Source organism: Celeribacter sp. ULVN23_4 (assembly GCF_054788345.1).
Genome location: NZ_JBTVYO010000003.1, coordinates 162,795 through 189,598, shown reverse-complemented (window position 1 = coordinate 189,598; position 26,804 = coordinate 162,795). Strand labels below are relative to the sequence as shown.

The window sequence follows — 26,804 nt, the reverse complement described above, 5'->3', positions numbered from 1 at the left end:
CTTTTCAGGAGGATACTCCATGCACGCCCTTACCAGCCTGCGCTTTTCATTGCTGGCCTCTGCCGCATTAACCCTACCACTTGCCGCCCTCGCCCAAGACGCGGGCGAGATATACACTCTGGACGAAATCGTCGTCTCCGGAAGCCTGACGCCCGTCGCCAAAAGCGACACGGGCGCGACGGTGGAGACTTTGGGCATCGATGAGACGGGCGACGCCGCGCAATCGGTTTCTGATGTACTCTCTACTCTGCCCGGCGTCTCGATGAGCCGCAACGGCGGTGTCGGAGCCAGCACCACATTACGCATTCGTGGCCTCTCCTCCAATTACATCGGAGTACGGATCAACGGTATTGACGTGACAGATGTGGCAGGCCCTCAAGCACAATATGATTTCGGCGGGCTACTTTCCTACGGCATCTCCTCGATTGAGGTACTCAAAGGCTCGCAATCCGCGCTCTACGGCTCCGAAGCTATTGCCGGATTGGTCAGCATCGACACACTCTCAGGCGAGCCCGGACTGAGCACGACCGTTGAGGCCGGCAGCTACGGCACCTACTCCGCAGGTGTCTCCAACAAAATCGAAAGTGACACCGGCTCTCTGGCTTTCACACTTTCTCACTTCAAAACCGATGGTTTCTCTGCACAGTCCAACAACACCGAAGATGACGGGTTCGAGGAAACCACTCTGACCTTTGGCCTGGAGCAAGACGTCAGTGACACTGTAACGTTTGGGCTAAGCGGTCTCTATCGCACGTCTGATCTGGACTATGATGTCTCCTTTGATACCTACGCGACCGCAAGCCGCGAGGAAAAAGGTCTGCGGGCCTACGCTCAAATCCATGGCGATCTCGTGACGCATGAAATTGGCGCTTCAATGTTCCACGCCGACCGGACCAACCTGTCAGGCGGGGCGGCAATCGACTACATCAGCCGCCGCAAGGAATTCACATACCTCGGCTCCGCCGACATTTCCGCCATTACGACATTCACTTTTGGTGCCGAATATACCGAAGAAAAATTCAAGGTTCTCAGCGCGTGGGGCAACACCATAAACAAAGACCGCAATGCCGCCGTGAAAGGAGAGATTTTGATCGAGCCGACCTCTGGGCTGAACATTTCCGCCGCATTGCGCTATGACGACCATTCCAAACTCAGCGATCACCTTTCGGGACGCCTTGCTGCCGCATGGGAAGTCACACCCGATTGGATCATACGTGGGGTTCTGGGCACTGGTTTCCGCGCCCCCTCGCTCTATGAACGCTACAGTGACTATGGCAACCCCGACTTCACCGAAGAAACCAGCCGCAGCGCTGAATTGAGTGTTGAGCGCCGCTTCTTGGGCGATGATTTCGCAAAAGCAACGCTGTTCTACACGGAAATCGACGACAAAATTGACTACAACTACAGCACCTATGCTTACGAGCAGATCGGCGGAACCACCACGTCCAAAGGTCTTGAGCTTTCCGGGCGCTATGGTCTGTCGGAACGGTTCGCACTCTACGGTAACTATACCTATACCGATGCCGAACATAGCAACCAGCGCGCGGCACGGGTTCCGCGTCATGACGCCTCCATCGGCCTTGATACCACTCTGACGGACCGCCTTTCCGGTGCCTTCGAAGTGCAATTCGTCTCAGACCTCAAGGACATCGACACCTCCACCTCGACGCTCTTCGATCTGGATGACTACACGTTGTTCCACGCAAGCCTGTCCTATGACCTGACCGACAAGGTTCAACTCTACCTGCGCGCAGACAACCTGACCGACGAGGATTACGAAACCATCTCAGGCTACAACACGCCGGGTCGCTCCGCCTATATCGGCGTCAAAGCGTCCTTCTAAGTGCGCCCTTCTGCGCTCATAAGCTTCGCCGCCGCCCTTGTCTTCACGGGGGCGACGGCCTTTGCCGACAATCTGTCCGAGCCACCGTCGAAGTCACTGTCGAAGCCACCGTCCGAGACCGCCCCCAAACGCGTCGTCTCGATCAACCTCTGCACCGATCAGCTCGCCATGATGATCGCAGCGCCCGGACAACTGCTCTCGATCACAGACTACGCCCGCGACCCGAGCGCCTCCGTGATGGTCGAAGAGGCACAGGCCTATCCCGTCAATCACGGTCAGGCCGAAGAGGTCTACCTTCTCAAACCCGATCTCGTCCTCGCCGGGCAATATACCGCGCGGGCCACCGTTTCGATGTTACGGCGGCTGGGGATCGAGGTTGTGGAATTTGCTCCGGCGCGCTCGCTCGATGATGTGCCGGTCAACCTTCTCAAAATGGGACAGGCGCTTGACCGCGAGGATGTCGCACAAACCATCGCCGATGATTTTGCCCGACGCTTGTCCGACACAAGTCCGACGCAAAGCCGACGCCCGACTGCGGCGACTTATGCGGCCAATGGCTACAGCACCGGGGCCGAAAGTCTCGCCGGTGACATCATCGAAGCCGCAGGCCTCAAGAGCCTCGCGACAGAGCTCGGCCTGCCCTATGGCGGGTTTCTTCCGCTTGAGGCTTTGGTCATGGCCGATCCCGATCTGGTAATCTCCGGACGCGGACAAGGCGGCTACGCGCGGGCCGAAGAGGTTCTATCCCATCCCGCCTTGACCCATTTGAGCGGGGGTCATATGGCCTTTCAGGACCGCGATTGGATTTGCGGCCTTCCCGCAGTGATCGGCGCGGTGGAGCGGCTTCGGGACGTGCGCGAAAGGCTGGAAGACCAATGAAATATCCGTGGCTTATCGCACTCCTCACCGGTTTGATCATCGCCCTGTTCGCGCTCTCTTTGGTGATCGGCGTGGCGCAGGTCGGCCCTATCGAGAGCCTCGTCGCCCTGTTTTACGACAGTGATGGCCCTCTCAGCATGGTGATGCGCGAGATCCGCCTGCCGCGCGCCATTCTCGGCGTGATGGTCGGCGTGAGCCTTGGCCTGTCGGGGGCTGCGATGCAGGGCTATCTGCGCAACCCTCTGGCGGAACCCGGCGTGATCGGCATCTCCGCCTCCGCAGCGCTCGGCGCGGTCATCGCCCTGCAGACCGGCCTTGCCGCCCTCTTCGCCCTCGCCCTTCCGCTCGCCGCCCTCGCCGGCGCCGCCGTCTGCGTCACCCTCCTCCTGCTCCTCGCCGGGAGCGGCGGAACCCTGTCCCTCATCCTCGCCGGGATCGCGGTCTCCGCCTTGTCTTCGGCGCTCACGGCATTGGTGCTCAACCTCTCGCCAAACCCTTTTGCCGCCAATGAAATTGTCTTCTGGATGATGGGGTCTCTGGCCGATCGCTCGTTCCTGCATGTCTGGACCGCGCTGCCCGTCATGGCCATCGGCTGGGCGCTTCTGGCCTTCACCGGACGCGGCATCGACCGTCTGACATTGGGCGAAGAAGCCGCCGCCTCCATAGGCATCAACCTCAAGCGTCTGCGCCTTTTGCTCGTCGCCGGGGTCGCCGCCTCCGTCGGTGCAGCCACCGCCGTTGCGGGGGCCGTCGGCTTTGTCGGCCTCGTCGTGCCCCATGTCCTGCGCCCGCTCGTCGGCGCACGTCCGGCGCGGCTTCTCCTGACCTCCGCATTGGGCGGCGCGGCGCTTGTTCTGACTGCCGACATTGCCGTCAGATTGATCCTACCCGGGCGCGATCTGAAACTCGGCGTCCTGATGGCTTTGGTCGGTGCGCCGGTGTTCTTCCATCTGATCTGGCGGATGCGGGGGCGGTCATGACAGTGTTATCCACGCATAATCTCACGGTTCGCCGCGGCAATCGCATCACCCTCGACCACGCCTCCTTTACGGTCGCGCCCGGCGAATTCGTCGGCCTGATCGGCCCCAACGGCGCAGGAAAATCCACGCTCCTGCGGGCGGCCCTCGGGCTGATCGAAGCCGAGGGCGAGAGCACGCTCGCAAAACTTTCCCCCGCCGCCCGCGCCAAGGCCGCCGCATGGCTGCCGCAAGCGCGCGAAATCGCATGGCCGGTCAGCGTCGCGCATCTCGTGTCCCTCGCGCAAAACGAACGCCAAGACGCGCCGGAAGTGATCACAGCGCTTGAGCGCATGGACCTCATGAGCTTCGCCGAGCGCCCCGCGACAGGCCTGTCCGGCGGCGAACAAGCGCGCGTCCTGATCGCCCGTGCTCTGGCGCAGGATACGCCGCTGCTCTTGGCCGACGAACCCATTGCAGGGCTCGACCCGGCGCATCAAATCGGCTGCATGGACACGTTCGCAGCCCTCGCCAAAGAAGGCCGCGGCGTTGTCGCCTCGCTGCATGATCTCGGCCTCGCGGCGCGCCATTGTTCACGCATCGTCGTCATACACGAAGGGCGCATCGTCGCGGACGGCGCACCCCGCGCCGTTTTGACGGAGGCGCTTCTCGCCGAGGTGTTCGCAATCCGCTGCCACATTGCGGAAGCGCCCGAGGGCATGGTCTTGCAGCCGCTTGGACGGATCACACCAGAGGCCCGCGCATGAGCGATCTGTTTTTGCGCCCCAAGCTGGACCGCCCTTGGCTCGCCGCCGACTTCGGCGCGCCGATGCGGGTGCTGAGCTTTGCCCCCTATCGCCCCGGCTTCGTCACCGCCCGACATATTGTCTGGCGCGAATTGAAGAATGCGGACCTGCCGGTCGGGCTGAGTGTCGATGACTGGATCGCCAGTGAAATGGCGCGCCATGGTCACGCGGACGCTGTCGGCTTTCTGACCTCGCGCGACATCACCAAATTCAAGCACATGGAGGTCACCGTCGCAGACGCACATGTCGCCGCCCTCGCGACGGTCGGGCTTGGCAATGCCGAACGGATCGGCGCGAGAACCCCGCGCGATTGGGCGGTCGAGACCTATGGCACGATCAACATCGCCGTGCAGCTGAGCACACCGATCCGCGAAAGCGCCCAGATCGAAGCCCTCACCATCGCCGCGCAGGCCCGCACGGCAGCGGTGATGGAGGCCGGATTGCGCTTTGTCGATGGTCCGGTGACGGGCACAGGCACGGATTGCATCGCGCTCGCCGCCCCCGCCGGACAAGGGGCTTATGCCGGGCTTCACACCGCTCTCGGCGAGGCCATCGGGCAAGCCGTCTACCGCGCTGTTGCCATTGGTGCAGCGGAATGGGTGCGCGAAAACCCGAAGATGATGCGACAGGTGTTTGGCGACAGTTGAACATCCCCGCTCGCGAAAAGATGGACAGGCAACATGACCAAAATCACCCTGCTCGACGGCGGCCTCAGCCGCGAATTACAGCGTTTCGGCGCAGAGCTGCGCCAACCTGAATGGTCGGCCGGTGCACTCATGGAGACGCCTGACGCAGTGCGCCAAGCGCATGAGGCCTTTTTCCGCGCGGGCGCAGAGATCGCCACCACCGACAGCTATGCCGTGGTGCCCTTCCATATTGGAGAAGACCGCTTTTCGGAGCGCGGTCAGGAACTCGCCGCCCTGTCCGGCAAACTGGCACGAGAGGCTGCTGAAGCGACACGGGACGAGCAGCCCAATGGCCGCGTCGCGGGGTGCCTGCCACCCGCTTGTGGCTCCTACCTCCCCGATCAGTTCGACCCAATGAGAGCCCGTGATATCCTCGCCGTGTTGGTCGAAGGCCTCGCGCCCTATGTCGATCTCTGGCTCGCAGAAACCATGAGCAGCCTCGAAGAAGCGCGGGTGACAGCGACAGCGGTGGTCGGAGCAGGCAAACCGCTCTGGATTGCCTATAGTCTGCGCGATGACGACCCGCTTGCACCGAACCCGCCCCTGCTGCGCTCCGGCGAGCCTGTGCGCGATGCAGTGACGCTTGCCGTGGAGCTTGGTGCCGAAGCCATCCTGTTCAACTGCTCCATGCCGGAAGTGATGGAAGCTGCCGTGAGCGAGACGCGCCAGACACTCGAAACCCTTGGGAAAGATATCCCGATCGGCGTCTATGCCAACGCTTTCACGGCGCGCGGCAAAGATGGCGCGGCCAACGAGGTGCTTTCCAAAATCCGGGACGACGTCAGCCCCGAAACCTATCCGCTCTGGACCGATCTTTGGGTGAAGGCCGGCGCGACGTTGATTGGCGGCTGCTGTGGCATCGGCTCCGATCACATTGCCGCATTGAATGCCCGCTACAAGAGAAGCGCGTAACGCCTTTTAAAAGAGCCATTCGGGCGCACAGCAGAAAATCTTGGTGAGAAAAGGCGGCCAAATCCCCTCCTCTCTTGACGGGGCTATCCACGCCTTCACATTGGCAGCAAACCGGCACCCCGGCTGAGCAATGCTACCGCATGTGTTGATCACCACATTGTTGCAAATCATTCTCATCTACTTGACTCACGCACAAAGCTACGCTTTATACCCCTACATGAGAATGATTTGCATTAACGGTATCTCCTCCAATAACAGGATCACATGATGACGACCTCCCTCGCACGCCTTCTGGGCGCCACCAGTCTCGCAGCTCTGATCACCGCCCCGGCCTCCGCAGCTGAGGATCGGATGAAAGTTGTGACCACCTTCACGGTGCTTGCCGACATGGCCAGCCATGTGGCCGGGGATGCGGCGGATGTGGTGTCGATCACCAAGCCCGGCGCGGAAATTCACGGCTATGAACCGACACCGCGTGACATCGTAAAGGCGCAGGGGGCCGATCTGATCCTATGGAACGGCATGAACCTCGAACTTTGGTTCGAACAGTTCCTGTCCAACCTCAAAGATGTCCCCTCCGTCACCCTCAGCGACGGGATCGAACCGATCTCCATCACCGGTGGCTCATATGACGGAAAACCGAACCCGCATGCTTGGATGGGGCTAGACAACGCCCTGATCTACATTGACAATATCGAGACAGCTTTCGTTCAACACGACCCGGACAATGCGGACACCTATCAGGCCAACGCCGCAGCCTATAAAGACGAGCTGCGCGCGACGCTTGAACCTCTGCGTGCCGAGATCGAGACCGTGCCGGAAGACCAGCGCTGGCTGGTGACCTGCGAAGGGGCCTTCTCCTATCTCGCCCGCGATTTCGGCATGAAAGAACTCTTCCTCTGGCCGATGAACGCCGATCACATGGGCACACCGCAACAGGTGCGCAAGGTAATTGATGGGGTCAAGGAACACGACATCCCGGTGGTCTTTTGCGAGAGCACGGTGAACACCGCCCCGGCGAAACAGGTCGCCCGCGAAACCGGCGCAGCTTACGGCGGTGTGCTCTATGTCGACAGCTTGTCAGAGCCGGACGGCCCGGTGCCGACCTATCTCGATTTGTTGCGTGTCACCTCGGAAACCGTGGTGAACGGGCTTGAAGCTGGCATGAACTAAGCGCAACCTGCCTTTGACACCGCCTGTCCCGCGACCCTGCCTTCAGTTGTGCGTTTCTGGGTGTGATTGCGGGACAGGCCTTATACATTCTGGGCCGCCGTCCCTTCCGGTAGAAAGACCAGTCATGAACGAGACGACCGTACACGCCACCACAGCCAGTTCTGTCCAGTCGGACCCGGGCGGCGGCATTGCGGCCAGCGATGTGACGGTGACCTATCGCAACGGGCACACCGCCTTGCGGCACGCCTCTTTCGAAATTCCCCGCGGCACGGTGACGGCGCTCGTGGGCGTCAACGGCGCCGGAAAATCCACATTGTTCAAGGCGATCATGGGGTTTGTGCCCGTGGCCAAGGGCGACATCCGGCTTCTCGGCATGAGCGTAAAGGACGCGCTGCGCCAAAACCTCGTCGCTTATGTCCCGCAGTCCGAAGAGGTCGATTGGTCCTTCCCGGTGCTTGTCGAAGACGTGGTGATGATGGGGCGCTATGGCCATATGGGCTTTCTGCGCCGCCCGTCCAAAGCCGATCATGCAGCGGTGGAGGCCGCGCTCTCGCGGGTCAATATGCTCGACTTTCGCCATCGCCAAATCGGCGAACTGTCCGGCGGCCAGAAAAAGCGCGTCTTCCTCGCCCGCGCCCTCGCCCAAGAAGGACAAGTTATTCTGCTGGACGAACCCTTCACCGGCGTTGATGTCAAAACCGAAGAGCAAATCATTGCGCTGCTCCGAGAGCTTCGCGACGAAGGCCGGGTCATGCTGGTCTCGACCCACAACCTCGGCTCCGTGCCCGAATTCTGCGACCGCACGGTTTTGGTGAAAGGCACGGTCTTGAGCTATGGTCCGACAGAGACGACTTTTACCCGCGAGAACCTTGAGCGCGCCTTTGGCGGTGTGCTGCGCCAGTTCACACTGGGCGGTGCCGACCTGCATGACGACAACGATCCGCGCCATGTCACCATCCTGACCGACGATGAACGGCCCTTGGTCCGCTACGGCAGTCAGAACAAGACCCAGACCGCGCCGGAGGCGGGAGAATGAGCATCCTGTGGGAACCTTTCACCTATGGCTATATGACCAACGCGATGTGGGTCTCCGCCCTCGTCGGCGGCGTCTGCGCCTTTCTCTCCTCCTACCTCATGCTCAAGGGCTGGTCGCTGATCGGTGACGCCCTGTCGCATTCCGTCGTGCCGGGGGTTGCCGGGGCTTACATGCTCGGCCTGCCCTTCGCCCTTGGCGCATTTCTCTCCGGCGGCCTCGCCGCCGCCGCGATGTTGTTTCTCTCTGAACGGTCCGGCCTCAAGATCGACGTGGTGATCGGGTTGATCTTTACGTCCTTCTTTGGCCTCGGCCTGTTCATGGTCTCGCTGAACCCGATGGCGATCTCGGTCCAGAGCATCACCATGGGCAATATCCTCGCCATCACACCAGAGGACACGTTGCAACTCGCGCTGATCGGCTTCGTCTCGCTGGCTGTGTTGCTGGCAAAATGGAAAGACCTGATGGTGGTGTTTTTCGACGAAAGCCACGCCCGCTCCATCGGTTTGCGCCCCGGTCTTTTGAAAGCCGTGTTCTTCGTGCTGCTCTCCGCCTCTGTCGTTGCGGCGATGCAAACCGTTGGCGCGTTTCTCGTCGTCGCCATGGTCGTGACACCGGGCGCGACCGCTTATCTGCTCTGTGATCGCTTTCCGCGCCTGATCGTGACCTCCGTTCTGATCGGCACGATCACAAGCTTCCTCGGCGCTTACATCAGCTATTTCCTAGACGGGGCGACCGGTGGGATCATCGTCTGCCTGCAAACACTGATCTTCCTCGCGACCTTCATCTGGGCCCCGAAACACGGGCTACTGGCTGCCAAAGCCAAGGCCCGCGCGGCGCTCACAGAGGAGGCTGCAGAATGATCGACACACTCCTTATGCCCTTCCAGTTCGGCTTCATGCAGAACGCATTTCTGATCTGCGCCATCGTGGCGGTGCCCACAGCGCTTTTGTCCTGTTTTCTGGTGCTCAAGGGCTGGGCCCTCATGGGCGATGCGATCAGCCACGCGATCCTGCCGGGCGTGGTTCTGGCCTATATCCTCGGTCTGCCGCTGATCTTCGGTGCCTTCGCCGCAGGGATGGTGACCGCGCTCACAACCGGCTATCTGGCGCAGAACAGCCGGGTGAAGCAGGACACCGTCATGGGCGTTGTCTTCTCCGGCATGTTCGGGCTTGGCATCGTGATTTACACCGCAATTTCATCAGACGTGCATCTCGATCATATCCTCTTCGGCAATATGCTCGGCGTCGAACCTCATGATCTTTGGACCGCCGGCTCCATCGCCCTCTTCGTTTCCGCCGCTCTGCTTCTCAAGTGGAAAGACCTGATGCTGCACGCCTTCGACCCGGCACAGGCCCGCGCGTCGGGCCTTCCGGTCGGCCTCTTGCACTATGGGCTTTTGACGGTGATCTCACTGACCATCGTCGCGACCCTTACCGCGACCGGGCTGATCCTCGCGGTCGGGCTGTTGATCGCGCCGGGGGCCATCGCTTTTCTGCTCACCCGACAGTTTGGCCGGATGCTGGGACTGGCGGTGGTGACCTGCGTCGTCTCGATGATCAGTGGCGTCTACCTGAGCTTTTGGCTCGACAGCGCCCCCGCCCCCACGATCATTCTGATCCTGACAGCCCTGTTCCTCATTGCCCTGACCTATCGCAGCTATCAGGTCAAACGGGCGTCCGCCTCGGCTTGACCCAAAACGAAAAAGGGAGAGCCGAAGCTCTCCCTTTGAAAGATCATCTGACAGCCTGAGCTTACCAGGAGGTCAGCACCGTACCGTGATAGCTCTCTTCGATGAATTTCTTCACCTCGTCGGAGTGGTAGGCTTCGACCAGCGTCTTGACCCACGGTTCGTTTTCGTCGCCGGTGCGGACAACGATCACGTTCACATAGGGGTTCTCTGCGCTTTCCATCGCGATGGAATCTTCTTTCGGGCTGAGACCGGACGCGATCGCGTAGTTGGTGTTGATCAGCGCAGCATCAAGATCGGCCAGCGAGCGCGGCAGTTGCGCGGCGTCGAGCTCTTTGAACTTCAGCTTCTTCGGGTTCTCGGTGATGTCGAGCACGGTCGGTTTGAGACCAGCGGCCTCATCCAGCGAGATCAGACCGAGCTGTTGCAGAACGAGAAGCGCGCGGCCACCGTTGGTCGGGTCGTTCGGGATCCCGAAGGTCGCGCCTTCTTCGAGATCGGCCAGATCGGTGATCTCGTCAGAGTAAACGCCCATCGGGGTGGTGATGGTGGTGCCGACGACGGTCAGATCAAAACCGCGATCAGCCATCTGGTTGTCGAGGTAAGGAACGTGCTGGAAGGAGTTGGCTTGGATGTCGCCATCGGCCAGCGCTTGGTTCGGCACGACGTAATCAGAGAATTCCACCACGTCGATGTCGAGGCCCATCGGCTCGGCCACTTTCGCGACTTCTTCCATGATCTCGGCATGTTCGCCGGGGGATACGCCGACTTTGATCTCTTCAGCCGTGGCGACAGAGGCCATCAGGGCGAGAACGGATGTGAGGGTTGCAACGCGCAGCATGTGTAATCTCCTTATGTTGCGGTTATTGGCCACGCCCTTTGGGCGCGCGTTTGTCCACTTTGGCGGCGATCCACTCTCCGAGGGATTGCACGAGCTGGACGAGGACGATGAGAATGACGACCACCACGGCCATGACATCAGGCATGAACCGTTGATAGCCGTAGCGGATACCGAGATCGCCAAGACCTTCACCGCCGACCGCACCGACCATCGCAGAATAGCCGATCAGGCTCACGACGGCGAGGGTCAGGCCAAGCGTGATGGACGGCAGCGCTTCCGGGATCAGAACCTTGCGGATGATCTGGAACGGTGTCGCGCCCATGGCGCGGGCCGCCTCAATGAGACCGGCCTCAACCTCGCGAATGGCGTTTTCGACCAGGCGCGCGATGAAGGGAATGGCGGCGATGCTCAACGGCACGATGGCCGCAGAGGTCCCGATAGAGGTGCCTGCGATGATCCGGGTGAAGGGAATGATCGCGACGACGAGAATGATGAAAGGCACGGAACGCGTCGCGTTCACGACGAGGCCGAGCACTTTGTTCACCAGCGGCGCGGACAGAAGCTCACCCCGTTGCGACACGGCAAGATAGGTGCCGAGAGGCAGGCCGAAGACCGTCCCGATGAAGGCGGAGATCGCCACCATGTAAAGCGTCTGCCCGGTGGCCTCGATCAGAAGGTTGATAAGATTAGCTGACATAGCCAAGCACCTCCGTCAAAAGCTCATGGCGTTCGAGATAGGCCCGTGCCTCCGCCCCGCGCTCGGCGGGAAGAGAGACCAGAAGATTGCCAAACGGGTGCACGCCGATTTCCTCGACCGCACCGGCAAGGATATTCACCTCGATCCCGAGATCGCGGGTCAAAAGCGCCAGCATCGGATCGGTGGCATGTTTGCCCGCAAAGGTGACGCGGATCACCTCTTGACCGCCGCTTGTGGGCGGGGTGTCCTGCATCTTATGTTTGACGAAGGCCGGAAGGGTCACGCCCGTCACACCCGACAGGAAAGAGCGCGTCGTGGCATGTTGCGGCGCGGTGAAGACGTCATAGGTCGGCCCCGCCTCAACGATACGCCCGCCGTCGATCACGGCCACGTGGCTCGCGATGTCCCGCACCACGGCCATTTCGTGGGTGATGAGCAGAACGGTGAGACCAAGATCACGGTTAATGTCGCGCAGAAGTTCGAGAACCGTCTGGGTGGTTTCGGGATCGAGTGCGGAGGTCGCCTCATCCGACAGCAAAACCTTCGGCTCGGTCGCCAGAGCGCGGGCAATGCCGACGCGCTGTTTCTGACCGCCGGACAGTTCAGCCGGGTAGCGATCCGCCTGCGCGGTCAGCCCTACACGGTCGATTAACTCCGCCACACGCGGCTTGATCTTGTCCGAGGCCACACCGGCGATTTCGAGCGGCAAGGCGATGTTGCCTGCCACGGTGCGCGAGGACAAAAGATTGAAGTGCTGGAAGATCATCCCGACGTCGCGCCGGATCGCACGGAGCGCCGCGCCCTTGGCGGCACCGACATCGTTCTGACCGATCAGAACACGGCCCGATGTCGGGCGTTCCAAACCGTTGACCATCCGCAAAAGCGTCGATTTCCCCGCGCCGGATCGGCCGATGATCCCGGTGATCGCACCGGGTTCCACGGTCAAAGACACGTCTTCAAGCGCGGTCACGGTGCCCCCGCCCGGCTTGGAATAGGCCTTGCCCACCGTGTCGAACACGATGGAGGCCGCGTTGGTTTTACTCTCGGTCATGGTCACGCCAGTTTACGAATTCGTGCCGTCCGTAGACAGGAGTTGGACCAAAGGTTCAAGGCCCTATCCCCGCACATCCGCTCTGTTCTCAGGAGAAACATTTACCAAAGCCGCCCGATTTCACACTCGGGGTACGCAAAAAGGTCCGCCACAGCCACAGTTTTCGCACCAATCCACGCCAGCGCGGAACATTGTTCTTCTTCATGCAAGCAGCGCGATTTCCCAAATCTCTGCTGCGCATTTCTGCCCCAAAGGACAAAAGGCGCAACACCACCGATCAGAAGCGGCAACAGATCAAGAAACCTCAGGCTCAGTAGCTGAGGGCGGCCCCATCCGCGCGCGGATCACTGGCCGCCTCCAAAAGCCCGTCGGGATGGCGCAGAACAGCACCGGCATGGCCTGCCAGATCGGAGAACGGCGGCAGGAGTTCCACATCATGTCCTGCCGCCTTCAGCGACGCGACAAGTGCGGGATCGAAGCGATCTTCGAGTTTCAGCGAGGTGGCCTCGTCACCCCATGTCCGCCCCAAAAGCCAACGCGGGGCGGTGACAGCTTCCTGCAAATCCATGCCGAACTGCACATAGCGGGTGAAGACGGCGGATTGCGTCTGCGGCTGCCCCTCCCCGCCCATGGTGCCATAGGCGAGAACGCGCCCGTCCGACAGTTCTGCGAGAGCCGGGTTGAGCGTATGGAACGGGCGCTTGCCGGGGGAGAGCTGGTTCGGTCCGGGCGTGAGCGAAAATCCCGCGCCACGGTTTTGAAAATAGACACCGGTTTCCGAACAGGTCACGCCGGAGCCAAATTCCCAATAGACGCTTTGAATGAAACTGACGACCGTGCCCTCGGCATCGGCAGCGCCCATCCAGATCGTGTCGCCCTGTTTCGGCTCATAGGGCCAATCGAGCGCGGTCTTCCGGTCGATATTCGCGGTCATCGCATTGAGACGGTCCGCGTCCAGCCAGTTTTGCGCGGGCTCCCCCATCGTGCGCGGGTCACCAAGCTCAGCATTGCGCTGGATAAACGCCTGTTTCGTCGCCTCCACGAGCCCGTGGATATGCTCGAAACTGTCCCCTTCCGTCACGCCCAACCGGTCGAACAGAGCGAGGATCATCAATGAAGCAACGCCCTGTGTCGGGGCGATCATGTTGTAGAGCTTGCCATGCGAGGTCTCGACCGTCAGAGGCGTGACGATCTCCGCTTCGCAGGCTTCGAAATCCGCAAGACGCAAGGGGCTGCCCGCCGCCTCCAAGGTACGCGCGTGCGCCTCGGCAATCGGGCCGGAGTAGAAACTGTCGAGACCCTTTTCAGCAAGCGTCCTGAGGGTCTGTGCCAATGCGGGTTGACGCATCAAGTGGCCAGTGGGCGGCACGCCGCCATCCGTCAGGAACACATCGGCAAAGCCCGGCACATCGCGCAGACCGTCGAGTTTCTCTTCGGTCGTGCGGGATTGATTGCCGGTCACGGCCATGCCGTTCTGCGCGTAGTCGATGGCATTCGCCAGCAAGGTCGACAACGGCAGGCGGCGCGCCTCCGGCACAAGCGACAAGGCCTTATCCCACCCCCGGATGGTACAGGGCGCTGTGAGGGCCGCCATCCCTCCGCGCGTCGGAAGGTTCTCGGTATAGCCACGTTCCGCATACCATTCGGGCGTGGCCAGAGCCGCCGCTTGTCCGCAAGCCGAGACACCCACAGGTGCCTGACCGGGGCGATGGATGATCCAGAACCCGTCTCCGCCAATGCCGTTCATATGCGGATAGGTGACCGCGATTGTAGCCGCTGCGGCGACCATCGCCTCAATGGCCGTCCCGCCCGCCTCAAGAATATCCCGCCCCGCCAAGGCGGCGGCGCGATGCGGGGCGGACATCGCCCCTTTATATCCAAGTGCTGAATGCAGCATGTCTCACCATCCGATCGCTTCGGGCAGCCAAGTGGCCAATCCCGGAAAAAAGAACAGCACCAAGAAATCGACAGGTTGTAAAATTATCAAGAGCGGAACCGCTCAAGCGAGCAGAACTATGCCCGGAGCACGCACTCAACAAATCCGCGGGAGCTGTTCGCCGACGAGCATATCGACGATCCGCCCCGCCCCAAAGAGTGTGCGCATCGTCACGCGCGGACCGGGTCCCGCGACTTTGGCGTGACCAATGGCGACCGCGCCCTGCCCTTCCGGGACAGAGCGCATGGCGGCCAGAGCGGCCTCGACCTCTTCGGGCGCAACGAAAAGCACCAAGGTGCCCTCATTCGCAAGATACAGAGGATCAAGGCCCAAAATTTCGCACATGCCCTTGACCTCGGCCCGGATCGGCAGGCCGTCTTCTTCGATCTCCACGGCCACATCGGCCTCAGCCGCAATCTCGTTGAGTGCAGAGGCCAGACCGCCACGGGTCGCATCGCGCGCGCAGCGCAATGACGGACAGGCTTCCGCGACCGCCGCCATAAGATGCCCCAAGCCCGCACAATCGGATGGAATATCGGCGCTCAAAGCCATTTCGCCGCGCGCCGCCAGAATAGCCGCGCCGTGATCGCCCAGAACATGGTTCACAATGGCCACATCCCCCGGCTGGACCTTGGCGGCACGCAGATCGCGGCCCGGTGGGATCACTCCGACACCGGAGGTCGTGACGAAGACCTTGTCAGCAGACCCGCGCCCGACGACCTTGGTGTCGCCCGTCACGATCTTGACCCCCGCCTTCTCGGCTTCCGATTTCATCGAAGCCACGATGCGTCGCAAAAGCGCGATCTCAGTGCCCTCTTCAATGATAAAGGCCGCAGAGAGCCACAGGGGCGTCGCGCCGCCAACGGCGAGATCGTTGACCGTGCCGCAGACCGCGATCTTGCCAATGTCACCGCCGGGAAACTCAATGGGATCGACCACGAAACTGTCGGTCGTGAAGGCCAGCTTTGCGCCGTCTTCCTGAAGCGCTTCCGTCATGAGACGCGCTTGATCCTCGCTGCTTTCCGGTTCGAAAATGGAGGTAAAGACCTCGCCGATCAGATCGCGCATCGCCTTGCCGCCGCCACCATGAGCGAGCGTCACATGTTGATCCCTGAGTGCCATGTCTTTGTCTTTCTTGCTCAGATACGCAGGCGGCGATCACCGCCGCGCAGGTTTATTCAGCCGCTTCTGCCGCGCGGGCACCGCCATATTGGTAATAGGCCGCGCAGGCGCCCTCGGAACTGACCATCAAGGCGCCCAAAGGCATTTCCGGCGTACAGCCCTTGCCAAATTGCGGGCACCCCGTCGGTTTGAGCCGACCGGTCATCACCGCGCCACAAGAGCAGCCTTCGGGCTCTTGCACAGAGCGCAGCCCCGCCGCATAGCCGATCCCGAATTTCTCCTCGGCATCGAATGCGCGGTATTTCTCCCGAATGCGCAGACCGGAATGATCGATCTCACCGAGCCCGCGCCATTCAAAAGAGGGACGCATTTCATAGACATCTTCGATCGCCGCCATAGACACCGGATTGCCATGCTCCGGAACAACGCGGGCGTATTGGTTTTCAACCTCGGCCCGACCATCGCGGATTTGCTCCAAGACCATCATCACCGATTGCAACAGATCGAGCGGTTCAAACCCCGCGACCACGATGGGTTTGCCATAGTCCTCGGCAATGAAATCATAGGGATGTGTCCCGATCACCATCGACACATGGCCCGGCCCGACGAAGCCATCGAGCAACATGTGAGGGTCATCGAGCAGCGCTTTGATGGGCGGCGGGACGGTGATGTGATTGCAGAAGATCGAGAAGTTGGTGAGATCTTCGCGCGCCGCCTGTTGGATCGACAGGGCTGTCGAAGGCGTCGTCGTCTCGAACCCCAGCCCAAAGAACACCACCTCCCGGTCTGGGTTCCGGCGCGCCAGTTCCAGCGCGTCGAGCGGCGAATAGACCATACGGATGTCAGCCCCGGCGGCCTTTGCCTGCATCAGCGACTTCTTCTGGCCCGGCACACGCATCGCATCGCCAAAAGTGGTGAAAATCACCTCCGGGCGTTCGGCGATCTCGACACATTCATCGACCCGCGCCATCGGCAGCACGCAGACCGGACAGCCCGGCCCGTGGATAAACTCGATCCCGTCAGGCGTCAGCTTGTCGAGACCGTAGCGGAAAATCGCATGGGTGTGCCCGCCGCAAATTTCCATGATGTAGACCGGCTTTTCCTTGGTCGCACCGATCTCGTCGGTCAACTCGGCAATGCGGGCCAAAAGTGCCTTGGCGGCTTTCGGGTCGCGGAACTCCTCGGCGTATTTCATGCCCGTGCCTCCGTTCCCGCAAGCGCCTGATCGCCAGCCGCCATCGCCTCATGCGCCTCTTGCGTCTCTCCGAGATCATGCAGAGCCTGAAGCGTCGCGGCAGCTTCCTCCTCGTCGATCAGCGCCATCGCGAAGCCGACATGGATCAGAGCCCATTTGCCGATCAAATCCTCAATCGCCCCGGTCAGAACCGGCGCGATATTGACCTCACGTTTCACCCCAGACACATCGGCCAAAGCCATCATCCGCGTCTCATCGGTGATCTGAACGATCTGTCCCGGAATTCCCAGACACATGGCTTACTCCTCTTCGGTGGCTGTGTGTTCATCTTGCCGTTTGGGATCGGCCAGACCGTAGCGTTCAATTTTGGCGCGCAACCCGACACGCGACAAGCCAAGCTCGTTCGCGGCGCGGCTTTTGTTCCATTTCAGGCGGGTGAGCGTTTCACGCAGGATGCGCATTTCGATCAGCTCGACCCGATCCTTAAGCGTCCCCGTCCCGATCAACACCCGATCCACGGCCAGCTCCGGCTCCGCGTCGGAAATCGGATTGGCCTGCAGAATGTGGCGCGAGATAAGCTCAGGTCCGAGCAAAGCGTCTTGCGAGAAGATCAGCATACGGACGATCTCGTTCTCAAGCTCACGCATATTGCCGGGCCAGTCATATTCCGAGAGGAATTGCAGCGCATCGTCGGACAGCCCGTTGACAGGTTTGCCATGCTGCTCCGCCAATTCAAACAAAAGCGTTTGCGCCAGAATTCCAAGATCTCCAGACCGCTCGCGCAGTGGCGGAACGGTCAAGTTCGCCTTGTTGAGCGCATAGTAGAGCTCGGCATTGAACCGCCCTTCCGCCACCTCAACGCGCAAATCGCGTTCAGTCCCCGTGAGGAGCCGCACTTGTGACTGCCGCATTTCATGACCACCGACAGGGCGGAACGTCCCATCGCGCGCCACGCGGAGCAACAAAAGCTGCAACCGGGGCGACAGGTTGGACACGCCAGACAGGTAAAGCGTCCCGCGATCCGCCTTTTGAAACAGCCCGGCCTTGTGGCTCGACACGCCGGGCAACGCCCCGCGCCGGGCACCGAAAAGTTCGATCTCAAGTATATCGTCATCGACAGAAGAGCAGTCGAATTCGAAATAAGGCCTGTCAGACCGCAGCGAGCTATAGTGCATCGCCCGCGCCAGATGACGTTTGCCGGTGCCACACTCCCCGGTCAGAACGACAGGCACATCAAAGGTCGCAAACTGTCGCGCCTGTTCGATCACGGCGTTCATCGGCGAGTTGCCCGCGCGCAGCACAGCCTCGAACCCTAGCCCTTCGCGGAGCGCTTTGCGCTGTTCTTCGATCTTGGCTTCGACGGAACGCGACAGATAGCGCATCTCCAAAGACATGCGGTCATGTTCGCGGGTCAGGTGGAACAGATCGGTCGCGTTTTTCGCGACCATCAGAAGATGGTCGGGATGCCAAGGCTTGGTCAGGAACTGATAAATCCCGGCATCGTTGATCGCGGAAATCATGTCCCCGGTCTCCGTGTAGCCCGTGATGATGATCCGAACGGTCTCCGGCCACAACTCGCGCACTTGGGTCAGGAACTCGACACCCGTCGTCCCCGGCATACGGTGATCGCAGAAGATCACCTGCACGAAATGCTCCTCCATGAGCGCGCGTGCTTCCTCGGCGTTAAGCGCCGTCAGGCACTCGAAGTCATCTTCGAGCGCCATGCGCATGGCCGAGAGGCTGTGTTCCTCGTCATCAACAAGGAGGATCGTGGGCAGCGTGTCGGCCATGATCAGCTCTGAGCAGCCGGTTTCGCGGCAAGGCGATTGCGCAGCCACTCGACCCAAGCTTCCATGCCTTCCCCCGTGCGGGCGGAAATGCGGATAATCTCGATCCCCGGATTGATCCGGCGCAGGTTGGCCTCGTAGAGATCAAGATCGACGTCGCAATACGGCGCCAGATCGACCTTGTTGAGCAGGGCGATCTCGGACACGGTGAACATGTCCGGGTATTTGAGCGGCTTGTCTTCGCCTTCGGTGACGGAGATCACCGCAACCTTGCAATCTTCGCCAAGATCGAAGCCCGCCGGGCACACGAGGTTGCCGACGTTTTCGATGAAGAGCATGGCGTTCGGTTCAAGCGTCAGATGTTCCATCGCATGGCCCACCATATGCCCGTCGAGGTGACAGCCCTTGCCGGTGTTGACCTGTACCGCTTTTGCGCCGGTCGCACGGATGCGTTCGGCATCATTGGCGGTCTGTTGATCGCCTTCGATCACGGCGAGCGGCTGGTCGCCGAGCATTTCGATGGTTTTGCACAGAAGCGTTGTCTTACCGGAGCCGGGAGAGGAAACGAGGTTGACCGCGAAAGAGCCAAGCGCGTTCAAGGCCACACGGTTCGCATCGGCGTAGCGGTCGTTTTTCGCCAGAATATTGGTTTCAAGCTCGATCAACCGCTCCTGTGACATGCCGGGCACTTCGACGCCTGCGGGGCCATGGCCGAAATGCATGTCATCGCCGCTGTGGTGATGGTGGTGGTGATCGAGGTCATGATGGTGATGTCCATGCTCATGGCTGTGCTCATGATCGTGGTCATGATCATGCGCATGCCCTTCCACACTCGCCGTTCCGCATCCACATACAGTACACATCAGAGCACCTCCAAGTCCTTGATCCGCATTTCATCGCCCCCGACGGGCATCAGCTTGCCACCGCCACAGATCGGGCAAAGGTCGAGCCTATTCTCAATTTCGACTTGCTTCATGCAGTCGTAGCACATGGCCGATCCCGGCAAGTCGATCATCTCAAGCGTTGCGCCTTCGGCAACAGAGCCGCGCATCACGACATCGAACGCAAACTCAAGCGCGGGCTTCTCCACCCCCGCGAATTTCCCGATCTCGACGCGCACGGCTTTCACGCTGGAAAACCCATTTTTGACGGCAGCATCTTCGATCACGGAGCGGATGCCTTCGCACAAGGACATTTCATGCATCTGCGCGCCCTTCCCTATTCGAGCCGCCACTCAAAATCACCGGGCTGCAAGGATCGATCACATCGATCAAAAGCTGCGCCAGCCCATGTTTTTCTTCCGGTAGTCCCGCAAGAGACTGCGCCATGATGCCACCCGGCGCCATCATGTGATCGGTCGGCGTAACCCGTTCAAAACGTGTTACAACCCCATCCGCTACTTCTGCTCTCATGGCATAGGCTCCGCGCGACGCCGGGACCACAACCCAGCCATTCTCCAACTGGAGCGGCTCAGGCAGTTCGCAATTGAGACAGGCTTCCATATCCAGCATCCGCGCCGCTGTGCGCCACAATGGTCCACGGCCCCGGCATTGCTCAATAACCTGCATCAGCGGATGTTCACTATGACGCGCCGCGACCGAATTTTCACAAGCAACAGCCTGCGTCACCAGGTCTTCGGTCAGCGCAGGAACATCCGCCGTCGCCTCATAGGGTGCAAACCGCGCATCGATCCGGCGCAGAACGGGCGCAAAACCGGCATCTTCTTTGAGAAACCTCTCAAGCTCCCTTTCCGTCTCCGGCATATGCTTCGGCAGAAGTGCGCGCGCGCCCAGTCCCACGCGAAGCGATTCAAGCCCAAGCTGGCGCGGCAGGATGATCCCGAGACGCACCAGATGATCTCGGATGAAATCCTCAGCAAGCGTGGCTTCCAGTTTCGGATCGACCTCCAGACCCAGAGCCATCCTGATAGCCACGTCCTGCGCCCCGCGGCACAGGTTAAACAGGCGCGGGATCAGGGCCACCACCGCATCGACAGGCTTGCCGACCGCCAATCGCGCCACCGGCGGAGCCGGGGGCAACATGGCGCTCAGAACCTCTCTGTCAGGGGTGGCGTCAGGCATTGTTTACTCAGTCTCCTCGTCCGTTGAGGCATCCCGAACATCGCTCATTCCGGCCGTCAGAACCTGACGCCGTGTCGGCGCTGTGGCAAGCTCCTCTGCGCGCTCGGCCTCCTCAAGCGCCTCTCGCTCCGCAGCCGCCTCCTCCTCAAGGGCCTGCTCGCGCGCGGCCCGAATATCGGCACTGCGGTCCGTTTCCGCACGATGCTCCTCTTGGAACAAGGCAACCATAACGGCTTTCGCCACATCGACGGCCTGCGCCTGTGTCTTGAACTCGCCCATCGGAGAGAACAGGGAACAGGCTTTGTACCCACCGGTTTGCTCGCGCGTGTTATGAATAAATTCATACTCACCCGACGGGAAACACAAGACTTCTTTTTCTCCAGCCGTCAAAGCGTCCCAAGTCTCACTCTCAGCAGGCAGCTGAATGAGGTTCATGAACCACGGGGAAATCAGGACGCCAAGCGGGCGCCCTTCATGCTCGACAAAGCCGACCGCCTGAACATGCAGAACCTTATTCACAATCGGAACGTCCCGCATTTTCGCGTGCCAGACCTCTGTGAAATCTCGCACCAAGGCTTCCGTCTTGCGGGCAAGCCGCGCCGCCGCAAGCATGGCGTCGGAACCGGGATCGTCAGAGACAAGGAATTGCTCTTTCGGCGCATCGCAGTTCGGGCATTTCCAATCTTCCGGCAGCGCCCGAAACGGCGTTCCCGGCAGGACCTGACGGGTATCGTCGCCCTCCGCTGGATCGTAGGGGGTCCAACAGATTTTACACTCCATGATCGCCTGATCAGAGATTTTGTCCTGAGCGCCGAGATAGGAGCCCTCGAAACCGATGGTCTTCGCCTGCTCGATCATCGAATGGCCTCCAAAACCTCACGCAGACGCTCGGCACTGTCCGCGAGATCCTCACGCGCGGCCAAGGCCACTTCCGGCATGGTCGTCACCTCGAATGTGTCGAGGATCAGCGTGTCCATCGAGTTGAAAAACTGCACCCGCCAAACCTGCGGCAAGGCCGTCGCAGTCACCCGGCAATTGCCGTAACCGCGTGACAAAATATCGGTAGAACCCTGCCCCAAGGCGACATCCAGCCAAACGAGGTCTTCTTCCGTATGCGGCAACAGCGTCAGGTTGATCACATGCGGCTCTGCACCGGGGGTGTAGCCTTTGGATTTGTCCTCAAGCTCGACCAAAAGCGGCGGCGCGTTGACCACGGCGGGGTTGCGCGGCGCACCAACGCCTTGCCCGGCGCGCATCGGCTCAAAGGCACGAGACAAAGCCATCTGCGGCACGGGGGCGACCTCAATCGCATCCAGCCCAACCCCGTGCAGAAGCCAGACACCAGCAAACACGCTTTCCTGAACCTTGATGGCCGGGATGCCTTGGAGTTTCATGGCCACTTCGCCTGCGCCCATCGTCTCCCCGATCAGCGCACGATTGGCCTCATCAAGCACGGAAAGATCGAAGGGCGCGACGGCAGCACCCGTCGCAGCCTGTTCGCAAGCAATTGAAATCTTGCCCAAAAGATCAAGCGCCGGACGCAGATTGTCGGTCACCTCGACCTCGGGCAGATGCGTTGTATAGGTTCGCATGTCCTGCGGCATCGGCATATATTCAAGCTCTGCGCCGTCTTCTTCCGGCGGCTGCGAGCCCGGTCCGAACCCCATCGGCGGCAGTTGGAAATTGTTGACCATCTTCTGTCTCCCTTAGACCGCTTCAGGCGTCGGCATCGCCAGAATCTGCGCGATACGGTTCATGTAATCGTCCCAGTCGCGCACCTTCGGAATGCCCGCGAGAAAAGCGCCATCGCGATAGAAAAGCAGCGAGGGGGTTTTCAGGATACGTGTTGCCTCGCGCAGCTCGGTCTCGATCGCATCGCTGACGACAGCGCAGTCAAATTTGCCCTGAAAGGCGATCTTGAGTTCCGGCAAGATCACGGCCACGTCGGCGGTCTCCAGATTGCGCTTGGCGTCACCCGGTACGAACAGGACATGCATGCCCGGACGCGAGGCGAACTCCGCCACATCGTGATCATTCTCCAACAGAGCCCAGCCCAGCTCCGTGGTCAGGCGGTCTATCAACGGATGGCTCATGCGGTGGTGTTCCCTTTGTCCAGCGCCGCCTGAAGATGCGGCGGCAATTGTGGTTCGCGGTTGTCGAGATCGGCGAAGGCATCTCCCAACTCACGCCCCTCCATAAGGGCGGCAAGTCCACCCAGTGCATCTTTGATTTTGAGAGCTTCTGCCTCGCTCAGCACTTCGCGAGCGGTCCCGAGAAAGGTCAAAACCCATGTGCCCGGCTCAAGCGGACCAGTCAAAGCAAGGTCGATCAGATGGTGTTGCTTTCCGTCACTCGCCGTTGCGGCAAGATCTTCACCAAAAAGGATTTTCATAGGGATACCGACGCACATCTCAGGCGTCCTGCGGCAGGAAACGGTGATCGCCGACGCGGCAAGCATCTTCTTCGGACGGGCGACCGTCTTCATAGGCCGAACGCAAGATCGAGGGATCGGCCAGATCATTGCTCTCGGTCCGACCTTCGCGCACCTCGACACCAAGCCCGCGCAGTTTTTCGATCGCGATCTCAATCGCAGGCGCGATCTGGGCGGCAACGACATCACGCAGCCCTCCGCCGTAATCTTCGATCTCTTCGGGCTGGCACCCGATCAGGATCAGCTTTTCGGGGCAATAGTCCATGAGTTGCGCCGTGGCGATCACGTCCTGAAAGCCCGTCTGATGCAGCGACATCTTCTTGGCGCCCATGAAGGCCGGCACATCGTCATCCTCAACGATTTTCAGCGTTCCGGGTTCAAGACCGTAATCCACAGCATCGAACACCAAAAGCGTGTCCACCTCTTCAAGGAACGGCAAAAGATAGAGCCCTTGCGTGCCACCATCGAGAAGTTTGACCTCCGGACCAAAGGCATGTGTCTGAGCCAGTGTCTCGACACACCGCACGCCAAAGCCTTCATCCGCCCAAAGAACGTTTCCGATCCCAAGGACAAGAACCTGTGCGCCCATCCGCTCTCCTCCGCATTTGCCATCCACATCCTTGCGCTTTTGCGTCTGTCGAAAGGTGGATGGTTAGTTTCCGATATTTCCGTCCGTTGATCGTAAACCTTCTGTTTTGCGCTCACACACAAATTTTAGAATACAACGGGATACATTTAAGCTGCGAAAAAGACTGTGTTTTTCGGCACCAGGGGGCGAGCAATGACAACTAAAGTGAAAGATAGATTTCCAAAAATTTAAAAAATCGGAAACAAAAAATACAGAAAAGGCGAAGCAACGCTCCGCCTTTCCAAAATGTCTGCTCTGACTCGCCGTTATTCCGGGCGGGTGTCCTTGAACGTCCGCGTGCCCGAAATCATCGTCGACACCATCGACTGACGCGACAGGATGTCTTCGCGAATGGCGGCATAGATGTGGATGATCATGAACACCACGATGAACCACATGCCAAGATGATGCACGGAATGCACGATCTGGCTGTTGCCAAAGAGCGTCAAAACCCAACCTGCGGCATGGTCGGCAAAGCTGCCCTGCCCCGTGCCTTCGGAATAGAGCGCCCAGCCGGTCAGGATCATGAATGTCAGGCCGATTGTCATAAAGAAGAACATGGCGGTTTGCGCCAGCGGGTTGTGACCCACGTATTTCTTCGGCTCTTTCTCAAGAAAGCCATACCAGCGCAGTTCGAACACGACCTCTTTCCACCAGCGCTTTTTCCACACCGGGATGTAGAACAGCTGTTTGGCATGGTGATTGCCAACGAAGGCCCAGTAAATGCGCCCGAAGAAGCCCACCGTCACGATCATCCCCGCCGCGAAATGCGCGAAACGGATATAGCCCATGACGAACTGATGCGTGGCCTCAGCGATCTGCATCGACGGCAACGGAGAGGCGATGAACCACCCCGTCACACAGAGGATGGTGATCGCCAGAGCGTTGACCCAATGCCATACGCGCACTGGCCATTCGTAGACGAAGACCGAGGTCTGGTTGCGGATGCTCTCGATATCAGAGTCTCGCGCATCCCCAGTCAGCCGCGACGCCTCAAGCGGCAGCGGCATATTCGGGTTCGGATGGTGAATCGCGTCCTGATCCGACATCTTCACTCTTCCTTGCGCTTGGCGGTCCATGCCTTGAACGACGAGGCAACCAGCCAGATCGCCACAGCGGCCACAACGGCCATGACAGCGTGCGCTTCAGCGTGGCCATGCGCCCCCGGCAGAACGGCATGTCCGTCATGAGCCAGCATCGGCGTGGCCGGCACAGAGGCCACGATCGAAGCGATCACAATACGAGATTTCATGGACAATTCCTCCCTTAACGGACTTTCACGGTGGTCAGCTCATCGCCATCGGGCGACATGACGTGGGTCGAACAGGCAAGGCACGGATCAAAACTGTGCAGCGTGCGCAGGATCTCGACCGGCTCTTCCGGACGCTCCATCGGCGTGTCCAGAAGCGAGGCCTCAAAGGCGCCGATATTGCCCTGACTGTCGCGCGGGCTGCCGTTCCAAGTGGTCGGCACGACGCATTGATAGTTCTCGATGCGGCCGTCCTTGATCTTGATCCAGTGCCCCAGAGCGCCACGCGGCGCTTCGGTCATGCCGACGCCTTTCGCTTCGGCGGGCCAAGTGCTCGGGTCCCATTTCTCGACATTCGCCGTCGAGCTGTCGCCGTTTTTGATATTGGTGATCAGCTTGTCGAAGAAGTGTTGTTGCAAGCGCGAGCAATACTCGGATTCAAGCGCACGCGCTGCAGTACGGCCCAGCGTCGAGAACAGCGCGTCGAACGGCAGGTCCATCGTCTTGAGCAGCCCATCGACCTGCCCTTTGATGTCCTCATGACCTTTCGCGTAGCCGATGATGTAGCGGGCGAGCGGCCCGACTTCCATCGCATGACCTTTCCAACGCGGCGCCTTGATCCAGCTGTATTTCGCAGCCTCATCCAGTTCCTTGATGTTGGTACGGGTGCCTTTCGCGTTCGGACCAAGCTCGTATTTCGGCTCAGTGATACCGTCCCACGGGTGCAGGCCTTTGCCCGGCTCCCCGTAGGTGTACCAGCTGTGATCCACGAATTCCTGAACCTGTTCCGGGTCACGCGGATCGACATCATAGACGGTCGACAGATCACCGTTGATGATCGCGCCGCGCGGCAGGTGCAGTTGCTCCGGCGAGAAATCGTTCGGATGCTCCGGAATATCGCCGTAAGCCAGACAGGCTTGGGACGACAGACCGCCGCCATAGAGCCAGTTCTTATAGAACCCGCCGATGGCGATCACATCCGGGATATAGACGTTGCGGTTGAACTCAAGCGTTTGCTGGATGATCGACTGAACCATGTTCAGACGTTCCATATTGATCGCGCCGACACCGCCCACGCCATCGACGTTGATCGGGCATGGCACGCCGCCCACCAACCAGTTCGGGTGCGGGTTTTTACCGCCGAAGATGGTGTGGATTTTCACCACTTCTTTCTGAAGATCGAGCGCCTCCAGATAGTGGGTCGTCGCCATCAGGTCCGCTTCCGGCGGCAGTTTATAGGCCGGATTGTCCCAATAGCCGTTCTTGAACAGACCAAGCTGACCGCTCTCGATGAATTTCTTCAGGCGGTTTTGCACATCGCGGAAATAGCCCGGGGAGGAGTTCGGGTGCGATGGCGAAACCGCCTGCTGCAGCTCGGAGGTGGCCTTGGGATCCGCCTTCAAGGCATTCACAGGGTTCACCCAGTCGAGGGCATGCAGATGGTAAAAGTGGACGATGTGATCGTGGATTTGCAGCGCAAGCTGCATCATGTTCCGGATCGAGTTGGCGTTGTCCGGGATTTGAATGCCCAGAGCATCCTCGACCGAGCGGACAGAGGTCAACGCGTGGGTGCCGGTGCACACGCCGCAGATGCGCTCGGTAAAGGCCCAAGCGTCGCGCGGATCACGACCTTTGAGGATCACTTCGAGACCGCGCCACATGGTGCCGGTGGAGACCGCGTTGCGGATCACGCCGTTCTCATCGACGTTCACTTCACAGCGCATGTGACCCTCGATCCGGGTCACCGGGTCGACGACGATCCGCTGGCCGGTGTTGTCGAGATTGAAACCGTTCGGAGTGCTGACCAT

The 26,804-nt window shown here is 60.3% G+C and carries 29 protein-coding genes; 10 read left to right on the top strand and 19 right to left on the bottom strand.

Annotation, left to right across the window (positions count from 1 at the left end):
- The first annotated feature begins 19 nt into the window (after positions 1-19).
- The 10 genes from ACYBHZ_RS09745 to ACYBHZ_RS09700 all read left to right on the top strand — a co-directional run bounded on the left by ACYBHZ_RS09745 (position 20) and on the right by ACYBHZ_RS09700 (position 9,981).
- A complete protein-coding gene (locus tag ACYBHZ_RS09745; RefSeq protein ID WP_460274077.1) occupies positions 20-1,843 on the top strand; it encodes a TonB-dependent receptor plug domain-containing protein in 1,824 nt (607 codons plus the stop codon).
- A complete protein-coding gene (locus ACYBHZ_RS09740) occupies positions 1,844-2,722 on the top strand; it encodes an ABC transporter substrate-binding protein (RefSeq protein WP_460274076.1) in 879 nt (292 codons plus the stop codon). It abuts the gene before it with no gap.
- Entirely contained in the window at positions 2,719-3,702 is a 984-nt protein-coding gene (locus tag ACYBHZ_RS09735) for a FecCD family ABC transporter permease (RefSeq protein ID WP_460274075.1), read from the top strand. Before ACYBHZ_RS09740 ends, ACYBHZ_RS09735 begins: the two co-directional genes overlap by 4 nt.
- A complete protein-coding gene (locus ACYBHZ_RS09730; protein WP_460274074.1) occupies positions 3,699-4,445 on the top strand; it encodes an ABC transporter ATP-binding protein in 747 nt (248 codons plus the stop codon). Before ACYBHZ_RS09735 ends, ACYBHZ_RS09730 begins: the two co-directional genes overlap by 4 nt.
- On the top strand, positions 4,442-5,131 hold the full coding sequence (locus ACYBHZ_RS09725; protein WP_460274073.1) for an adenosylcobinamide amidohydrolase: 690 nt from the start codon (positions 4,442-4,444) through the stop codon (positions 5,129-5,131). Before ACYBHZ_RS09730 ends, ACYBHZ_RS09725 begins: the two co-directional genes overlap by 4 nt.
- A gap of 33 nt (positions 5,132-5,164) precedes the next feature.
- On the top strand, positions 5,165-6,082 hold the full coding sequence (locus ACYBHZ_RS09720; protein WP_460274072.1) for a homocysteine S-methyltransferase family protein: 918 nt from the start codon (positions 5,165-5,167) through the stop codon (positions 6,080-6,082).
- Positions 6,083-6,346: 264 nt separating this feature from the next.
- Positions 6,347-7,255, top strand: coding sequence for a metal ABC transporter substrate-binding protein (locus tag ACYBHZ_RS09715; protein WP_460274071.1), 909 nt, complete (start codon positions 6,347-6,349; stop codon positions 7,253-7,255).
- A 124-nt stretch (positions 7,256-7,379) separates the two neighbouring features.
- Positions 7,380-8,291 (top strand): manganese/iron ABC transporter ATP-binding protein, encoded by a 912-nt coding sequence (locus ACYBHZ_RS09710; RefSeq protein WP_460274070.1) that lies wholly within the window; start codon positions 7,380-7,382, stop codon positions 8,289-8,291.
- Positions 8,288-9,151, top strand: coding sequence for a metal ABC transporter permease (locus ACYBHZ_RS09705; protein ID WP_460274069.1), 864 nt, complete (start codon positions 8,288-8,290; stop codon positions 9,149-9,151). The genes ACYBHZ_RS09710 and ACYBHZ_RS09705 overlap by 4 nt, the downstream gene beginning before the upstream one ends.
- The gene (locus ACYBHZ_RS09700; RefSeq protein WP_460274068.1) at positions 9,148-9,981 is read left to right on the top strand and encodes a metal ABC transporter permease; all 834 of its coding nucleotides are present in this window, start codon (positions 9,148-9,150) and stop codon (positions 9,979-9,981) included. Before ACYBHZ_RS09705 ends, ACYBHZ_RS09700 begins: the two co-directional genes overlap by 4 nt.
- A 61-nt stretch (positions 9,982-10,042) precedes the next feature.
- On the opposite strand, the gene ACYBHZ_RS09695 is transcribed toward ACYBHZ_RS09700, so the two are convergent.
- The 19 genes from ACYBHZ_RS09695 to ACYBHZ_RS09605 all read right to left on the bottom strand — a co-directional run bounded on the left by ACYBHZ_RS09695 (position 10,043) and on the right by ACYBHZ_RS09605 (position 26,804).
- Positions 10,043-10,819, bottom strand: a complete 777-nt coding sequence (locus ACYBHZ_RS09695) for a MetQ/NlpA family ABC transporter substrate-binding protein (protein ID WP_460274067.1) — start codon at positions 10,817-10,819, stop codon at positions 10,043-10,045.
- 22 nt (positions 10,820-10,841) lie between these two features.
- Positions 10,842-11,516 carry a methionine ABC transporter permease gene (locus tag ACYBHZ_RS09690; protein WP_460274066.1) on the bottom strand — a complete coding sequence of 225 codons (675 nt, stop codon included), beginning with the start codon at positions 11,514-11,516 and terminating at the stop codon, positions 10,842-10,844.
- Positions 11,506-12,567, bottom strand: a complete 1,062-nt coding sequence (locus ACYBHZ_RS09685; protein ID WP_460274065.1) for a methionine ABC transporter ATP-binding protein — start codon at positions 12,565-12,567, stop codon at positions 11,506-11,508. The genes ACYBHZ_RS09690 and ACYBHZ_RS09685 overlap by 11 nt, the downstream gene beginning before the upstream one ends.
- 310 nt (positions 12,568-12,877) lie before the next feature.
- Complete coding sequence (locus tag ACYBHZ_RS09680; RefSeq protein ID WP_460274064.1) at positions 12,878-14,464, bottom strand: gamma-glutamyltransferase family protein; 1,587 nt, start codon at positions 14,462-14,464, stop codon at positions 12,878-12,880.
- 135 nt (positions 14,465-14,599) lie between these two features.
- The gene (gene hypE / locus ACYBHZ_RS09675) at positions 14,600-15,625 is read right to left on the bottom strand and encodes a hydrogenase expression/formation protein HypE (RefSeq protein ID WP_460274063.1); all 1,026 of its coding nucleotides are present in this window, start codon (positions 15,623-15,625) and stop codon (positions 14,600-14,602) included.
- Positions 15,626-15,677: 52 nt separating this feature from the next.
- Positions 15,678-16,820, bottom strand: coding sequence for a hydrogenase formation protein HypD (gene hypD, locus ACYBHZ_RS09670; protein WP_460274062.1), 1,143 nt, complete (start codon positions 16,818-16,820; stop codon positions 15,678-15,680).
- Positions 16,817-17,116: a HypC/HybG/HupF family hydrogenase formation chaperone gene (gene hypC / locus ACYBHZ_RS09665; RefSeq protein WP_460274061.1), complete on the bottom strand. Its 300-nt coding sequence runs from the start codon at positions 17,114-17,116 to the stop codon at positions 16,817-16,819. The genes hypD and hypC overlap by 4 nt, the downstream gene beginning before the upstream one ends.
- 3 nt (positions 17,117-17,119) lie before the next feature.
- The gene (locus tag ACYBHZ_RS09660; protein WP_460274060.1) at positions 17,120-18,610 is read right to left on the bottom strand and encodes a sigma-54-dependent transcriptional regulator; all 1,491 of its coding nucleotides are present in this window, start codon (positions 18,608-18,610) and stop codon (positions 17,120-17,122) included.
- Between the two features lie 2 nt (positions 18,611-18,612).
- Positions 18,613-19,470, bottom strand: a complete 858-nt coding sequence (gene hypB / locus ACYBHZ_RS09655) for a hydrogenase nickel incorporation protein HypB (RefSeq protein WP_460274059.1) — start codon at positions 19,468-19,470, stop codon at positions 18,613-18,615.
- Entirely contained in the window at positions 19,470-19,811 is a 342-nt protein-coding gene (gene hypA / locus ACYBHZ_RS09650) for a hydrogenase maturation nickel metallochaperone HypA (RefSeq protein WP_460274058.1), read from the bottom strand. The genes hypB and hypA overlap by 1 nt, the downstream gene beginning before the upstream one ends.
- The gene (locus tag ACYBHZ_RS09645) at positions 19,804-20,688 is read right to left on the bottom strand and encodes a hydrogenase expression/formation protein HupK (protein WP_460274057.1); all 885 of its coding nucleotides are present in this window, start codon (positions 20,686-20,688) and stop codon (positions 19,804-19,806) included. The genes hypA and ACYBHZ_RS09645 overlap by 8 nt, the downstream gene beginning before the upstream one ends.
- Before the next feature lie 3 nt (positions 20,689-20,691).
- Positions 20,692-21,546 carry a [NiFe]-hydrogenase assembly chaperone HybE gene (gene hybE / locus ACYBHZ_RS09640; protein WP_460274056.1) on the bottom strand — a complete coding sequence of 285 codons (855 nt, stop codon included), beginning with the start codon at positions 21,544-21,546 and terminating at the stop codon, positions 20,692-20,694.
- Positions 21,543-22,382 (bottom strand): hydrogenase expression/formation protein, encoded by an 840-nt coding sequence (locus ACYBHZ_RS09635; protein WP_460274055.1) that lies wholly within the window; start codon positions 22,380-22,382, stop codon positions 21,543-21,545. The genes hybE and ACYBHZ_RS09635 overlap by 4 nt, the downstream gene beginning before the upstream one ends.
- A gap of 12 nt (positions 22,383-22,394) precedes the next feature.
- Positions 22,395-22,781 (bottom strand): hydrogenase accessory protein, encoded by a 387-nt coding sequence (locus ACYBHZ_RS09630; RefSeq protein ID WP_460274054.1) that lies wholly within the window; start codon positions 22,779-22,781, stop codon positions 22,395-22,397.
- Positions 22,778-23,098, bottom strand: coding sequence for a HypC/HybG/HupF family hydrogenase formation chaperone (locus ACYBHZ_RS09625; protein WP_460274053.1), 321 nt, complete (start codon positions 23,096-23,098; stop codon positions 22,778-22,780). The genes ACYBHZ_RS09630 and ACYBHZ_RS09625 overlap by 4 nt, the downstream gene beginning before the upstream one ends.
- Before the next feature lies 1 nt (position 23,099).
- Positions 23,100-23,708, bottom strand: coding sequence for a HyaD/HybD family hydrogenase maturation endopeptidase (locus ACYBHZ_RS09620; RefSeq protein ID WP_460274052.1), 609 nt, complete (start codon positions 23,706-23,708; stop codon positions 23,100-23,102).
- Between the two features lie 305 nt (positions 23,709-24,013).
- Complete coding sequence (gene cybH, locus ACYBHZ_RS09615; RefSeq protein ID WP_460274051.1) at positions 24,014-24,796, bottom strand: Ni/Fe-hydrogenase, b-type cytochrome subunit; 783 nt, start codon at positions 24,794-24,796, stop codon at positions 24,014-24,016.
- A 2-nt stretch (positions 24,797-24,798) separates the two neighbouring features.
- Entirely contained in the window at positions 24,799-24,999 is a 201-nt protein-coding gene (locus tag ACYBHZ_RS09610) for a hypothetical protein (RefSeq protein WP_460274050.1), read from the bottom strand.
- A 14-nt stretch (positions 25,000-25,013) separates the two neighbouring features.
- The gene (locus ACYBHZ_RS09605; protein WP_460274049.1) at positions 25,014-26,804 is read right to left on the bottom strand and encodes a nickel-dependent hydrogenase large subunit; all 1,791 of its coding nucleotides are present in this window, start codon (positions 26,802-26,804) and stop codon (positions 25,014-25,016) included.